This is a genomic window from Mesorhizobium sp. M0761 (genome assembly GCF_040320205.1).
Classification (GTDB): Bacteria; Pseudomonadota; Alphaproteobacteria; order Rhizobiales; family Rhizobiaceae; genus Mesorhizobium.
In genome coordinates, this window is sequence record NZ_JAMYPF010000008.1 from 148,610 (window position 1) to 162,754 (window position 14,145).

The 14,145-nt window shown below is 61.9% G+C and carries 15 protein-coding genes and 1 tRNA gene; 8 read left to right on the forward strand and 8 right to left on the reverse strand.

Annotated features, from left to right (window positions below; genetic code table 11):
* Positions 1–130: 130 nt before the first annotated feature.
* The 5 genes from NKI32_RS15720 to NKI32_RS15740 form a co-directional block, all read right to left on the reverse strand.
* A complete protein-coding gene (locus NKI32_RS15720) occupies positions 131–790 on the reverse strand; it encodes a TerC family protein (RefSeq protein WP_023668959.1) in 660 nt (219 codons plus the stop codon).
* A 262-nt stretch (positions 791–1,052) separates the two neighbouring features.
* Complete coding sequence (locus NKI32_RS15725) at positions 1,053–1,460, reverse strand: DUF930 domain-containing protein (protein WP_032889884.1); 408 nt, start codon at positions 1,458–1,460, stop codon at positions 1,053–1,055.
* Positions 1,461–1,579: 119 nt separating this feature from the next.
* Positions 1,580–2,506, reverse strand: coding sequence for a glycosyltransferase family 2 protein (locus NKI32_RS15730; protein ID WP_353002967.1), 927 nt, complete (start codon positions 2,504–2,506; stop codon positions 1,580–1,582).
* The gene (locus tag NKI32_RS15735; RefSeq protein ID WP_198024616.1) at positions 2,507–3,727 is read right to left on the reverse strand and encodes an FAD-dependent oxidoreductase; all 1,221 of its coding nucleotides are present in this window, start codon (positions 3,725–3,727) and stop codon (positions 2,507–2,509) included. It lies immediately after the preceding gene.
* Between the two features lie 43 nt (positions 3,728–3,770).
* Positions 3,771–4,160 carry a sugar 3,4-ketoisomerase gene (locus NKI32_RS15740; protein ID WP_023832183.1) on the reverse strand — a complete coding sequence of 130 codons (390 nt, stop codon included), beginning with the start codon at positions 4,158–4,160 and terminating at the stop codon, positions 3,771–3,773.
* Between the two features lie 430 nt (positions 4,161–4,590).
* Here NKI32_RS15740 and NKI32_RS15745 point away from each other — a divergent pair, with 430 nt between their 5' ends.
* Positions 4,591–5,328: a hypothetical protein gene (locus NKI32_RS15745; RefSeq protein ID WP_353002968.1), complete on the forward strand. Its 738-nt coding sequence runs from the start codon at positions 4,591–4,593 to the stop codon at positions 5,326–5,328.
* 350 nt (positions 5,329–5,678) lie between these two features.
* On the opposite strand, the gene NKI32_RS15750 is transcribed toward NKI32_RS15745, so the two are convergent.
* Positions 5,679–5,870, reverse strand: coding sequence for a DUF3606 domain-containing protein (locus NKI32_RS15750; protein ID WP_023668952.1), 192 nt, complete (start codon positions 5,868–5,870; stop codon positions 5,679–5,681).
* A 186-nt stretch (positions 5,871–6,056) separates the two neighbouring features.
* On the opposite strand from NKI32_RS15750, the gene NKI32_RS15755 reads away from it, so the two are divergent.
* Entirely contained in the window at positions 6,057–6,218 is a 162-nt protein-coding gene (locus NKI32_RS15755; RefSeq protein ID WP_023691300.1) for a hypothetical protein, read from the forward strand.
* Positions 6,219–6,364: 146 nt separating this feature from the next.
* On the opposite strand, the gene NKI32_RS15760 is transcribed toward NKI32_RS15755, so the two are convergent.
* Both NKI32_RS15760 and NKI32_RS15765 read right to left on the reverse strand, forming a co-directional pair.
* Positions 6,365–6,454: transfer RNA gene (locus tag NKI32_RS15760), tRNA-Ser, on the reverse strand.
* Positions 6,455–6,664: 210 nt separating this feature from the next.
* On the reverse strand, positions 6,665–7,144 hold the full coding sequence (locus tag NKI32_RS15765; protein ID WP_031199830.1) for an MgtC/SapB family protein: 480 nt from the start codon (positions 7,142–7,144) through the stop codon (positions 6,665–6,667).
* Positions 7,145–7,439: 295 nt separating this feature from the next.
* Here NKI32_RS15765 and NKI32_RS15770 point away from each other — a divergent pair, with 295 nt between their 5' ends.
* From NKI32_RS15770 to NKI32_RS15795, 6 genes are all read left to right on the forward strand, one after another.
* Positions 7,440–8,645 (forward strand): septal ring lytic transglycosylase RlpA family protein, encoded by a 1,206-nt coding sequence (locus NKI32_RS15770; protein ID WP_023701721.1) that lies wholly within the window; start codon positions 7,440–7,442, stop codon positions 8,643–8,645.
* A 102-nt stretch (positions 8,646–8,747) separates the two neighbouring features.
* Positions 8,748–9,914, forward strand: a complete 1,167-nt coding sequence (locus tag NKI32_RS15775; protein WP_023668950.1) for a D-alanyl-D-alanine carboxypeptidase family protein — start codon at positions 8,748–8,750, stop codon at positions 9,912–9,914.
* A 72-nt stretch (positions 9,915–9,986) separates the two neighbouring features.
* On the forward strand, positions 9,987–10,661 hold the full coding sequence (gene tmk / locus NKI32_RS15780) for a dTMP kinase (RefSeq protein WP_023668949.1): 675 nt from the start codon (positions 9,987–9,989) through the stop codon (positions 10,659–10,661).
* Complete coding sequence (locus NKI32_RS15785) at positions 10,658–11,713, forward strand: DNA polymerase III subunit delta' (protein ID WP_023668948.1); 1,056 nt, start codon at positions 10,658–10,660, stop codon at positions 11,711–11,713. Before tmk ends, NKI32_RS15785 begins: the two co-directional genes overlap by 4 nt.
* A 90-nt stretch (positions 11,714–11,803) precedes the next feature.
* Positions 11,804–13,354: a methionine--tRNA ligase gene (gene metG, locus NKI32_RS15790; protein WP_023824940.1), complete on the forward strand. Its 1,551-nt coding sequence runs from the start codon at positions 11,804–11,806 to the stop codon at positions 13,352–13,354.
* Positions 13,354–14,142, forward strand: coding sequence for a TatD family hydrolase (locus tag NKI32_RS15795; RefSeq protein WP_023805223.1), 789 nt, complete (start codon positions 13,354–13,356; stop codon positions 14,140–14,142). The genes metG and NKI32_RS15795 overlap by 1 nt, the downstream gene beginning before the upstream one ends.
* Positions 14,143–14,145: the final 3 nt, after the last annotated feature.

Here is a 14,145-nt window from a genome sequence, read left to right on the forward strand (position 1 = left end):
TCCGGGTTTTTCGGGATCGGCGGCCAGTACCACACTTATTGCGGCATTGGTATGGGCAGCGGCTGCGGCGAACGCGACCACTGCCTCCGGCAGATACCCGTAATATACAGAAGCTGTAGGACCGGCAGAGTCAGCTCACCACAGGACTGACATGCGGCCAGACCTCGACAACGCCGCGATAGACCATATCGATCGCGACGTAGAGAATGATCAGCAGGCCGACATAAGCGATCCAGCGGTGGCGGTGCAGCAGCTTGGCAATGAAGCTCGCGGCCAAGCCCATCAAGGCGATCGACAGCACCAGGCCTATGACAAGCACCGGAAAATGATCGCGCGCCGCACCGGCGACCGCCAGCACATTGTCCAGCGACATCGAAACATCGGCGACGACGATCTGCAGGGCCGCCTGGCCGAGCGTCTTGCGCGGCGCCTTGCCACCTACCGTTCTGTCGCTGTTGAGGTCGGAATCGGAGAGCGCCTCGGTCGCCTCGAACTCGTCGGCATGCGACGTCCGCAGCTCGCGCCACATCTTCCAGCACACCCACAACAAAAGGATGCCGCCGGCCAGCAGCAGGCCGACAATGGCAAGAAGCTTGACGGTGACGGCGGCAAACAGGATGCGCAGCACAGTCGCCGCCAACACGCCGATCAGGATGGCTTTCTTGCGCTGCTCGACCGGCAGGCCGGCGGCGGCAAGGCCGATGACGATGGCATTGTCGCCGGCAAGCACCAGATCGATGGCGATGACCTGGAGGAGGGCCGTCATGCTTGCAGCGCTGAAAATGTCCATCGACCGGAGCCCCTTGCTGTATCGGCGTGTTCGTCGTCGGATATGCCGACGCCCTAACGTGTATGGTTCCCGCGCGTCAAGAGACTGCCGGCGCAATTCCAGGAAAAGTGCGTAGCGGTTTTCCGTCCGGAATCATGCAAAAACAAAGAGTTAGAGTGGGTCAGCTGCTCTGTAAAAAGCTGAACCGCTCTAACGGCCGACGCTGAAAGCCACGGGAATAGGGAAGGTCGTTCTGCCAGAGAGAATTCTGGTCGCAGCGAATTCAGTCGTAGAGATTGTACTTCGCCCAGTCGGCTTCCGGAATCTCGTCGCCGATGCGGTAACGGAACTGCAGGACCTCCATATGGTCAGGCGCCGTCTCGCATTTGAACTTCAGCCGGTACCACTGCCCCTTGCTGCGGAAGGCAGCGCCCGGGCTGCGGATGGCATCGGCCTTCATTTCCGGCGTCGCGAAGGCGTAGGCGACGACGCGGTCTGCCTTGTACTTGTGGTCGTCATGGCTGATGCGGTCGAGCACTTCGGCGTCGCATCTCTGCTCCAGCCGGGTCTCCGGGTCGAGTTTCAGCAGGCCGGCGCGCAGGGCGGCGTCCATCGCGTGGGCGGGCCAGGCCAGCGTCACCGAGGCCAGCGCCGCAAGGAATAGTTTTTTCATGGGCGGGAGAACGACCATAACTCGCGTGAAAAATCAACCGGAGTGCCATTTTGGGGCAGCCGGATATGCGCGGAAATCGCCGTTGGCCGGGCAGGGTGTTTTGACGCAGCCGCTTTGATACGTCGCCGGCGCCATTCTTATTTGTCCGGGCTGCCATGCACCGATTGCCTGTTTCGCCGTCTTTGCGCTTCTCGCGATCGCGGCACCCACCGCCACGGCCGCAAGGCGATATAGACAGCGAGGAAGGCTCTTTGTGCAAGGCCGGCCTCGCTGTGCCAGACCTCCCTTATCCCCGCCGCCCGCAAGGCCCTTCGTTGGGTGCTGTTGCGGTCCCAGCGCCGGCTGATGCTGCCCGCCCGGTAGTATTTGTGGCAGAGCACTTGCGGCACGCGGACAAAGCCGCCGAGCAGCGACAGATGCAGAAGCCAGGTCCAGTCGGCGCTGAATTCGCCTTGGCTGTTGGGCTTGATCCCGCCGCTACGGTGGAACGCCCAGGCCCTGAATATCCCACGATTGGGAACCCACCATCCATGCGGCTGGCGCGCCATCGCCCGGCCACGCGCAAAACCGTCCTGCAAGCCCTCCAGCAGGTCGAACTTCCACGTGGCACTTTCGCCGCTGACTTCGATCACTTCGACGTCGCTGAACGACAGTACGGCCGCGGGATTGGCATCGAGCGCCCGCACCAGCGCCTCGATATAGGTTGGATCGATGACGTCGTCATGGAAGGCAAAGAACATCAATTCGCCGCTGGCATTGGCCATCAGATCGTTGGAGTTCTTCAGCCATCCCAGGTTTTTGTCCCGGCGGAGGATACGGACATCGTCGCGGCCGCCGGCGAAGGCTGAAACGATCTCGAATGTCGCGTCGGTCGAATTGTCCTCCCCGACCAGGATCTCGATATTGTCCCAGGTCTGCCCGGCGAGGCTGTCCAGCGTACGCGAAATGAATGCCGCCGAATTGTAGCATGGCACCAGCGCCGTGACCTTCGGCCGCCAGCCGGATCGAAGCTGGACTTGTTTCTGCGCTACCTGCTTCGCGCCGCCCTGTTCTGTCTCACCCATTCACTCGATCCCGCAGATTTGCCGCGCCAGCCTGTCGGCAAGCCACGGCGCCGTCGAATATTTACCTGTGTCGACCGAGATGTAGTTGCCCAGGCGGTTGACCCCGAATTGGTCGCGGCGATGGATTGTGGCTTTCGGGTCGCTGAGCGAACCACGCCCTTGCGCAAACACGAAGCCGCCGCGTACCTCAAGCTCCTCGGCATCGTCGAACATGCTGGAAACACTGGGCACCAACCGGGCGAGCGTGGCGCGAACGTCGCCGATGAACCGCTGTCGTGCGTCGGCATCGAGCGCTTGCGGCGTTTCGATCGACAATTCGCCACTCTCCGCAAGCAACCCGCTCGGGTACCAGGAGAGATAGAAGTTGCGCCCGTCATAGTTTTTTATGTCGCCGAACGGGCCAAGGGCGACGACCGCGCATGGCACATTGACAGGCTGCCTGGTGCGGCCGAACAGGCAAAGCCTGTAGCGGTGCGACCATCCGGGAACCGGCTCGATGCCGGCCGTGCGGTCGACAGCCAGCCGCCCCTCCCAAAGGCAATTGACGACGATGTCGAACGCCTCACTTTTCTTGCCTGCGACCGCCACGCGCCATTTCCCGTCAATTCCGTCCACCGGCTGTGCCGACAGGACTTTGGACGCCATCCGCAAGCTGATATTGGGTTCACCCCGAAGCGCCGCGCAAAGCCGGTCGGCAACCCATCGCGTGTTGACGGATCGCTCCGGCACCTGGAAGCCGCCGACGATCTGGTCCGAGTTGGTGACATCGGCCAATTCAGTTCTGGAAAGCCGTTTCGACCGCGCCGCCGATACGTCGGCAAGGTAGCTCGTGGCGTCAGCGTGGCTGCGCACCAATACATCCACACGTTCAAAGATCGCCCCCAGCGCCTCGGCAGCGACGATCGAGTTGCGATGGATCAGATAAAGGTCTTCCGAAAGGGTCGTGTGCGCTTCCAGATTGCTTCCGATCAGCTCGGAAACAAGCCTGCCGAAACACAGTCCTCCCGAAAGCAGATGCCGGGCGGTCAGCAGCGAGGGATCGTTCCCGTAGAGATAGCCGAGATGAATCTTGCCCTCGTTCCAACGGCTGGCGCAGGCCATCGGCTCGCTCTCCTTGTCGAAGAGGGACACCGCGTAGCCTCTGCGGGCCATCATGAGAGCGAGGCTGGCGCCCATGATGCCGGCGCCGAGAATAGCCATTCTGCCGCGAGGCGCTGTCATGTCCTGGCGCGCATCGCGGCCTCTCCTTTCCCGATGAGTGTCATCAGGGGTTCGATACGTAGTTTTCAGGGTCGTATTCGGTATCGCAGAAAACCAGCAAAGACGGGTTCTCGCCTTCATAGGTCTGCAGCGCCCACACCGGGGCATCGACCAGCACCGCGCGGTTCGATGCGGTGAGCGTCAGCCGTTCGATCTGTTCCTGATAGCGAAATTCGATGCCGATCTGGCCCGACAGCTGCATCATCAATTGCCGGCCCGAGCCGTGTGCATGTCCGCCCCGCGACGTGCCGCGCGGCGCGGTGACGACGAACGCCCGCACGGCTTGGAAATTGTAACCGCTGAACTCGATAGCGGTCAGCATTCCCCTGGGATCGCAATGTAACGAAGTGGGGATCTCGGTGACCTTGCCGCCAAAGAACGTTCGATGCTGCATAACGTAAGCCCGCCAGATGCCGGTCGAAATTTACCTCAGACTAGCGCTTATATCAAAAGACAGAGAATACAACCACTTAGGCGGTGTTTTGGGACACAGCAGCGGATCGATGTCGAGCTCGGCCTCAGGCCGATACGGTGCCGACTACCGAAGGTCGCCGCGCCGTCACGACTCTGAGTCGCGGCCGAAACCACGGCTTAAGACCTTGGTCTGAGCGGTCTAGGACCTTTGAGTTCGGAAGGCCGGCCGGTTCCAACGAGGGTGATCTACTTCAGCAATTTCAAAGAGTTATGCTGGTTGGCGTTTCGCCGGCCGGCCGCTTCGTTCTCGCAATGAAAGCACAGCTATATCCAAGTTTACCCTTTGTGTTAGCGATTCCTCATGTTGCCCGCTATAGCGGTTAGTGGCGGTGGCAATCTCGGAGGTAGTTATGACATCCCGAAAGACCCTTTTTGCTGCATTTGCGGTGTTCTCGCTTCTGGTGTCGCCGGCCCTGGCTGCTGCTGGTGGCAACGGCCATGGTAACGGCCATGGCAATGGTAACGGCAATGGCAATGGCAATGGCAATAGCGGAGGAAACGGTAATGCTGGCGGCAATGGCGGAGGCGGCGGTTCGCTCGGCAAGTCGGCATCCGCCAAGGGCCAGGCCCCTAAGGGCCAGGTCGCCAAGGCCGCTACCCCTTCTGTGTCCAAGGAAAAGAATATCCATGCCAAGCTCGGCCGGTTGAACTCGCTGCAGCGCAACGCCAACGCCTTTATGCACTCCAAGAGCAAGAACTTCGCTGGCGTGCAGGCTTTTGTGACACAGTCGGCAATAGCCAAGAACGCTCAATCGGCGCTCGATGCCGCTAATCAGGCGGTTACCGACGCCAAAGCGGCGCTCGACGCGCTGAATGCGAAAGCGGCTGACCCGAATACCCTGCCCGAAGATGTCCCGACGCAGGCCGACCTCGATGCAGCACAGACAGCATTCGATGACGCCACCCAGGCCGCCGCCGATGCTAAGGCCGCCGCCGCTGACGCCGCTGCCAACGTCCCATCGCTCGATGCAGCTCTTGCCCAAATGGCCAACAAGCCCGTTGACCCTGAGGTCACAGATTGGGCCAATAGCGTACTTGCCGACAAGATCGACCAAGTAGCCGCCAAGTTGGCGCCGGCCGCGCCTTAAGGCAGCCCCATGCGGCGGCAGCGATCCAATCGACGATAAGCCGTCGGGTCCGCCCGGCGGCTGCACCTTTCTCGCCTATCTGCAGCGTTGGTCCCAATGCAGGTCCGAGATTCTGGTCATGGCTATTTTGCGAAATCTCCAGCCGGGCCGCCGTCCTCAAGGCTGAATTCATGCGTGCTTCGCGCATCTTCATCGACCACACGAAACCAATGCTCCTGAAGCGCTCTAGGCGACACCCTTTGGCCCGTGACCTTCTCTACCGCAGATAACGGATCATCGGCGCTCGTGGCCTGAGTTGAGACACACTCCTCTCCATGCCACTCTTCCACCTGGTACTCTGGCACGCCGGCCTACCTACCGCTCCCCAGAGCCTTCGCTTCCCGCTCCAGCGTCTCGCGTCGGTTGCCGTGCTTCGCGATCAATTCCTTGACCTGCTGCGGGGTGATGCCGGCCTTGGTAGCGAAATACTCGACTTCATAATCCTCATCGGCAGAGACGCGGTCCCGATCGCGGAAGTCCGTCTTCGTTTTGTCGTCGGCCATTTGCTTTGCTCCTGGTTGAATGATCAACCGCAACGTGCAGCCGCAGCCTTTTGTTGCAGCGGAGCCCGGATTTCCGAAACGGTCACATGGGAAAACGGCCCTCAGTCGCAGGAGGTGCTGGTGTTGCTGTAACTTTGAACGGAACGGTTCTTCTCCTTGACGGTTGTGACGTGAAGGAGATGCCTCATGTTTGAAAGTGTGATGTGGTTGATCGTCGTTGCTGGTGGGCCACTGTTGCTGGCCCTATTGATGGCATACGTTCTTATGACCCGACGCCACCGTGGTCCTGCAGAACGCATGGAAAGCGACCGCGCGACCAAACGGCTCTATCGCCAGGACGAACGTTGATTCTGAGGCTGGCGCAACGTTTGGGCTCACGCTGGCCCGCTGCCTCGCGGTGGCAGGCTTCTTCGTTTTAGGAAGTTAGGAATAACTTAGGAAAGATTTGGCCCTCTTTGAAAATACAGAGGCAATTCAGCAGGTAGCCAAATATCTGGCGGAGGGAGTGGGATTCGAACCCACGGTGGGCTTGCACCCACGCCGGTTTTCAAGACCGGTGCCTTAAACCGCTCGGCCATCCCTCCAACGTGACTTTTCAATCATCTAGGAACATCAACCGACCCAGTGAACGACAGTTGGTATCGAATGATACCTATCCTTCCGGACCAGCTTGCGGTTCATTTCTCTAGAGCGTTGCCCATCGCCAAGTCAACCATCGGCGCTGCCATGGATAATAGGGGGTGGCGTTCGTTACCCGAACGGAGCTGCGAACCCGTTTTCGAAGGAGCCGGGATCTAATTGCGATCCTTGCTGCCGACCTGCACAAGTTGCAGAAGACCCAGCACGACAAGTGCGAGCAAGGTAGCCAAAGCCGCGATCTGCCAGAACCCGAGCCCAACCGCCAGGCCTATGGCGCCTGCCAGCCACATGCCCGCCCCAGTGGTAAGCCCTTGAACCTCGCCCTTGGAGAAGAAGATCAAGCCCGCGGCCAGAAATGCCACGCCGGCAGTCGTGGCTTCGATCAAGCGGATAGGATCAATGGCGATTTCCTGACCATCGAAGACGTGAAAATGAGTAATCTCGATCGTGAGGATAGCAATTAGAGCCGTCGCAACACAGACCAGGATGTGTGTCCTCAATCCGGCCGGTCGGTTACGCCATTCGCGTTCGATCCCAACGATGGAGCCAAGGACGGCCGCGAGCAAAAGCCTGGCTGAAATTACGGAAAAGGGCAGCCACGTCTGTTGCCCGAAACGTTCAATGAATTCATCCATGAGGCGCAGAACGTATCTCGGGTCGGTCGGTTCCAGGCAGCCGCGCTTCATGCCACAGGTTCACTTCCAGACTCCAAAGGACAGAGGTCTCGGATGCCTCCTCACAGGCGCCCGGCCAGCCCGGGACCTGGCCGCCACATTCCTGCCCGGTTCCGGACACAATCGATTAATACGCTGATAAACAATTCCTGCGCACAAGGGATGGGGATTGGCGCGTCGCAGGCATTGCTCATCTGGCTCCGCCGAAATTCTAGAAGCGGCGCCTGTGTCGAGACGGTAGGGGACATCGGAAAACATGCAGACCACGACGCATCGGCGTCTTCGTCGCGCTCCTGCTTTGGTGTTGTGCGCTCTTTCGGCTGCGTTGCTGGCCGCGTGCGCGTCGCCGCAGTCCGAGCCGAAAGCCATGGTCTACAAGAAGCCTCGCTCGAAGGAATATTTTGCCGAGACCGAATACGGCGTGAAGGCCAGCCCGCGCGTTCAGTACATGCGGCGCGGCGGCGGCCGCGACCAGTTGGGCAAGCCCTATCAGGTGCGCGGCAAGTGGTATTACCCCAAGGAAGACAAGCGCTACGCCAAGGTCGGTCTCGCCTCCTGGTATGGCGATGCCTTCCACGGTCGTCTCACAGCCAATGGCGAAGTCTACGACATGACCCATCTGACGGCGGCGCATCCGACCATGCCGCTGCCAAGCTACGCCCGTGTCACCAACACCGAGACCGGAAGCTCGGTCATCGTGCGCGTCAACGACCGCGGCCCCTATCACGAGGGACGCATCATCGATGTCTCGGAACGCGCCGCGCAAATGCTCGACTATGCCAAGGTCGGCACGGCCAGGGTCAAGGTGGAATATATTGGCCGCGCACCGCTCGACGGCGACGACGACCAATATCTGGTCGCCTCCTACCGCCCGGGCAACCGCCCGGACCCGTCCGATGGCTTGCCGACCGGCGTCATGGTTGCGATGAACGGACCTTCGCCGAGCCTATCTGTTGGCGCACCCCCTGCCGTAGTGCCGTTTCCTGGTCAGTTGACGAATTCCGACACACAGCCAGTGATGTCGATGCAGGCACCGGCCTCAAGCGATGTGACGCTGCCTGAATTCGGGCCGATCGTGCCTCAGCGCCCGGAATCGCCCTTTGCCGTGGCTTCGCTCTCCTATGCGGATGAGCGCGTACAGCGCGCCGACGTCTTTGCAGCGCTTGACGACCAGGGCATGTCGCCAGCCGACATCCTGCAATCGTGGAAGAAATCCAACCCGCAGGCATCGCCTGCCGTTTCCGACTATGTCGCCGCCGGATCCTTCGACGATGCTGCCGAGGCAAAGCGGGTGGCTGCGGCTCTCGAACCGTTCGGCAGGACCGAAATCCAGAGCACCGAACTCGACGGCAATGACTGGTACGCGGTCAATCTCTATCCGGATGGCCATGGCAATGTCGACGACCTCTTGCGCGCGGCATGGTCGCATGGCGCGCCGGACGCGCTGGCTGTGCGCAACTGACCAACAAAGGCACGCCGGTTTTGTCATTGCGCGGTTGATCCGCCGGGAAGAAGCCTGATAGCGTTGCGGCAAGTTTCTGCCGGCTAACAGTCGAGCCTCTTCATGCGATTTCGCCTTTTCCACCCTTTTGCCGGGCTTTTTGGCCTTGGCTTCTTGCTTGCCGCGCTGGTTCCGGCCAACGCGCAGCTTTTCGAGACCAAGGCGACGCAGGCTTTCATGATCGATGCCGAAACCGGCACGGTGCTGTTTTCCAAGGATGCCGACCAACCGATCCCGCCGGCCTCGATGGCCAAGCTGATGACGATGGAGATGGTCTTCAACGCCATCAAGTCGAAGCGCATGAGCCTCGACGACACCTTCGTGGTTTCGGAAAATGCCTGGCGCAAGGGCGGTGCGCCTTCGGGAACGTCGACCATGTTTGCCAAGCTCAAATCGGCGATCCGGGTCGAGGATCTGATCCAGGGGGTCACCATACAGGCCGCCAATGACGGCTGCATGGTGCTGGCCGAAGGCATGGCCGGTTCGGAAGAGAATTTCGCGGCGCAGATGAACGATCGCGCCCGCCAGATCGGGCTCGCGAAATCGACATTCGTCAATTCGACCGGCCTGCCGGCCGACGGCCAGCAGACGACGGTGCGCGAACTGGCGCAGCTTGGCCTGCATATATGGCGCGAATATCCGGATCTCTATCTCTATTACGGCCGGGCCGATTTCACCTGGAACAAGATCTCGCAAAAGAACCGCAACCCATTGCTGGCCATGGGCATCGGTGCCGATGGGCTGGCGGTCGGGTCGAGTGAGGCGGGCGGTTTCGGCATCGTCGGCTCGGTCAGCCATGACGGGACGCGGGTGATCGCGGCGATGAGCGGATTGGCCAACGACCGCGAGCGCGCCGAGGAAGCGCGCAAGCTGCTTGAATGGGGCGTCCGCTCCTTCGAGAAGACCGAGATTTTCGCCAGCAACGAAGTGGTCGGCGAGGCCCAGGTGTTCGGCGGCGCCAAATCCAGCGTAGCGCTGAAGGCAAAGGCGCCCATCGACGTCCTGCTGCCGATCGCCAACCGCGACAAGCTGACCGCCAGGATCGTCTATCAGGGGCCGGTATCGGCGCCGGTGGAGGAGGGACAGCCCGTCGGCGCGCTGCGCGTCTGGATCGGCGACACGCTGAGCCAGGAAACCCCGCTTTTCGCCGCCGAATCGGTTGGCGTCGGCACACTGCCGCAACGAGCGTTTGATGCCGCCAGGGAACTGGCCGTAGGCTGGCTGCGTTGAGTTCCTGCGGCGTGGACCTTTTCTCGGGCGCGGACTAAGACACCAGCGCAAAGCAGGACAAAGGCCTTTCGATTGGCAAGCGGATTTTTCATCACCTTCGAAGGCGGCGAGGGCGCCGGCAAGTCGACGCAGATCGAGCGGCTGGCCCAGAAGATGCGCGCCAAGAAATACGATGTCCTCCTCACCCGCGAACCCGGGGGGTCACCCGGCGCCGAGGCGGTCAGGCACGTGCTCCTGTCCGGCGCCGCCGAGCCTTTCGGGCCGAAGATGGAGGCGCTGCTGTTTGCCGCCGCACGCTCCGACCATGTCGAGCAGGTCATCCGGCCGGCGGTGGAGCGCGGCTCCATCGTGCTTTGCGACCGTTTCCTGGATTCGTCGCGCGTCTATCAGGGCGTCACCGGCGGCCTCGATCCGGCTTTCATGGAAGCTCTGGAGGAGGTCGCCATCAACGGCATGATGCCGGACATGACGCTGATCCTTGACATTGACCCCGCCGAGGGCTTGCGGCGCGCCGCCGCGCGGCGTGGCGCCGAGGACGGTCCGGACCGCTTCGAAAAGGAGACGCTGGACATCCACCAGCGCCGCCGTGACGCCTTCCTGGCGATCGCAGCGGCCGAGCCGGACCGCTGCATCGTGATCGACGCGTCGGCGCCTCCCGCTGCGGTGGAGGATGTCATCACCGCGGTGGTGTTCGCCGCACTTGAGGCGAGGGCGCCCGCGCGCAACCGACAGGCGGCGCCCGCATGATCTTCGAACGCATCGCTCCCGAGCAGCACGACACGCTGGACGGTGTACCGGAGCCGTCCGAGACGCTGCGCCTGGTCGGCCATGAGCAGGCGGCCGCGATGCTCGCTGCCGCCTATCGCTCGGGAAAACTGCCGCATGCGTTGATCTTTGCCGGGCCGGTCGGCATCGGCAAGGCGACGCTTGCCTTTCACCTGGCGCACCATCTGTTGAAGCATCCGGCCTTCGACCAGGCGCCGGACACGTTTGCCGTTCCCGATCCGGCCTCACCGCTGTTTCGCCAGATCGCCACCGGGGCGCATCCCGGCGTGCTGCACCTGACCCGGCCGCTGAACGACAAGACCAAGAGTTTCAAGACCGTCGTCACCGTCGACGAGATCCGCAAGGTCAACCGCTTCCTGTCGCTGACCTCGCATGACGGCAGCTACCGGGTGGTGATCGTCGATCCGGCCGACGACATGAACACCAACGCCGCCAATGCCTTGCTGAAGAACCTCGAGGAGCCGCCGAGCCGCACGCTGTTCATCCTCATCGTGCATGCGCCGGGCAGCCTTTTGCCGACCATCCGTTCGCGCTGCCAGATGGTGCGGCTGACGCCGCTCGATGCCGGCAGCCTCATGAGTGTTCTGGAGACCGTCGAGCCGCCGCCACCTTCCGATCCTGCTGCGCGCGCGGCACTAGCGGAACGGGCAGGGGGCAGCGCCCGCAATGCGATCCTTCTGACCCAATATGGCGGGCTGGAGATTGCCGGCACCCTCGACGCCCTGGTCACGTCGGGCAAGAGCGACATCGCCGGCGCCTATCGCCTTGCCGAGGCCGTCGCCGGCCGCGACCAGGCGATCCAGTTCGACATCTTCAACCGCCGCGCGCTCGATCTGCTCTCCACCGGCGCCAGTGAAGCCGCGCTGGCTGGGGATCTCGCGCGGGCGAAAACGCTGTCCGACACTTGGCACGAGGCGCTGAACGCCATATCTGAGACCGATACCTACAATCTTGACAAGAAGCAGCACGCCTTGACCATGATCGACCGCCTGAATTCCGCAATGCGAATGTGACCGGTTTCGGCATTGGGGCGGGATGGCAATCGCCGTCTCGATGCGATATCCACCGCTCACATTCATTCGGCCATTCATGACGGTTAATTCATGTCACGCGACACATTCTACATCACAACACCGATTTTCTATCCGAACGGCAAGCCGCATATCGGCCACGCCTATACAGTCATTGCAACCGACGCGCTGGCCCGCTTCCAGCGCCTGGACGGCAAGGACGTGCTCTTCCTCACCGGCACCGACGAACATGGCCTCAAGATGCAGCAGACGGCCGAGAAGGAAGGCATAACGCCACTCGCGCTTGCCGACCGCAACTCGGCGATCTTCCGTTCGATGACAGAGGTCCTGGGCGGCTCGAATGATGACTACATCCGCACGACGGAACCACGCCACTACGAGTCGTGCCAGGCGATCTGGAAGGCTATGGCGGCCAATGGCGACATCTATCTTGACCGCTATAGCGGCTGGTATTCGGTCCGCCAGGAAGCCTATTTCGAAGAGAGCGAAACCACGCTCGGCGACGACGGCGTGCGCCGCGAGCCACTTGGCTCGCCGGTCGAATGGAATGAGGAGGAAAGCTACTTCTTCAGGCTTTCCGCCTATCAGGACAAATTGCTTGCGCTGTACGAAAGCCAGCCCGATTTCGTCGGTCCGGCCGAGCGTCGCAACGAGGTGATGAGCTTCGTCAGGTCCGGCCTCAAGGATATCTCGATCTCGCGCACGACCTTCAATTGGGGCGTGCCGGTGCCGGGCGACGACAAGCATGTGATGTATGTCTGGGTCGATGCCCTGACCAACTACATCACCGCTGCCGGCTATCCCGACACCAAGGCCGAGCAATGGCGCTACTGGCCGGCCACGCACATTATCGGCAAGGACATCGTCCGCTTCCATGCCGTCTACTGGCCGGCTTTCCTGATGTCGGCCGGCATCGAACTGCCGAAGCGCGTCTTCGCGCATGGCTTCCTGTTCAACCGCGGCGAGAAAATGTCGAAGTCGGTCGGCAATGTCGTAGACCCCTTCACCATGGTCGAGCACTACGGCCTCGACCAGGTGCGCTATTTCTTCTTGCGTGAGGTGCCATTCGGCCAGGACGGCAGCTACAGCCATGACGCGATCGTCAACCGCACCAATGCCGATCTCGCCAACGGTCTCGGCAATCTGGCGCAGCGCTCGCTGTCGATGATCGCCAAGAACTGCGGCGGCGTGGTGCCGCATCGCGGCGAGCTGACCGAAGCCGACAGCGCGATCCTCGACCAGGCGGTGGAAGCGCTGGGTACCGCGCGCCAGGCGATGGCGGAACAGGGCATCCATCTCGCGTTGGCGGCGATCTTCGGCGTTGTGGCGGAAGCGGATCGCTACTTCGCCTCGCAGGCACCCTGGGCGCTGAAGAAGACCGATCCGGCGCGCATGGAAACGGTGCTGTGGACGACCGCCGAACTGGTGCGGCGCGTGGCATTGCTGTGCCAGCCCTACATTCCGGGGTCGGCCGGCAAGCTGCTCGATCTGCTGGCGGTGCCGGCGGACACGCGCGACTTCGCGCATGTCCATGCCGACTATGCGCTGGTGCCCGGCACGGCGCTGCCCGCGCCGGAGGGCGTGTTTCCGCGTTATGTCGAAAACCCTGAGGCGAGCGCCTGATGCTGGTCGACAGCCATTGCCATCTCGAGTTTCCGGATTTCACCGAGGAGCGGGCGGCCATCGTCGCCCGCGCCAAGGCTGCCGGTATAGGTCACATGGTGACCATCTCGACACGCGTGAAGCGGTTTGCGCAAGTGCTTGAGATTGCCGAGAGTTTCGACGAAATCTATTGCTCGGTCGGCACTCATCCTCACAATGCCGGCGAAGAGCTGGATGTGACGGCTGAGGACCTTGTGCGCCTGTCCGCGCACCCGAAGGTGGTGGCGATCGGCGAGGCCGGGCTCGACTATTTTTACGACAAGGCGCCACGCGATGCGCAGGCGCAGGGCTTTCGTACTCACATAGCGGCCGCGCGCGAGACCGGCTTGCCGCTGGTGATCCATTCGCGCGATGCCGATGACGACATGGCTGCCATCCTCGAAGACGAAACAGGGAAGGGCGCCTTCCCCTTCATCCTGCATTGTTTTTCGTCGGGGCGACGGCTGGCCGACGTGGGCGTCAAGCTTGGTGGCTATGTGTCCTTCTCGGGCATACTGACCTTCAAGAACTCAGCCGATTTACGCGCCATCGCAGCCGATGTGCCGCATGACCGGCTGCTGGTCGAGACCGACGCACCGTATCTGGCGCCGGTGCCGTTCCGCGGCAAACGCAACGAGCCGGCCTATGTCGCGCATACAGCCAAGGTGCTGGCGGAGACGGTCGGCGTTGGCGAAGCCGAGATCGCGACGCTGACGACGGCGAACTTCTTCCGGCTGTTCGGCAAGATGCCGCGGCCCGCCGGGCTCTGACGC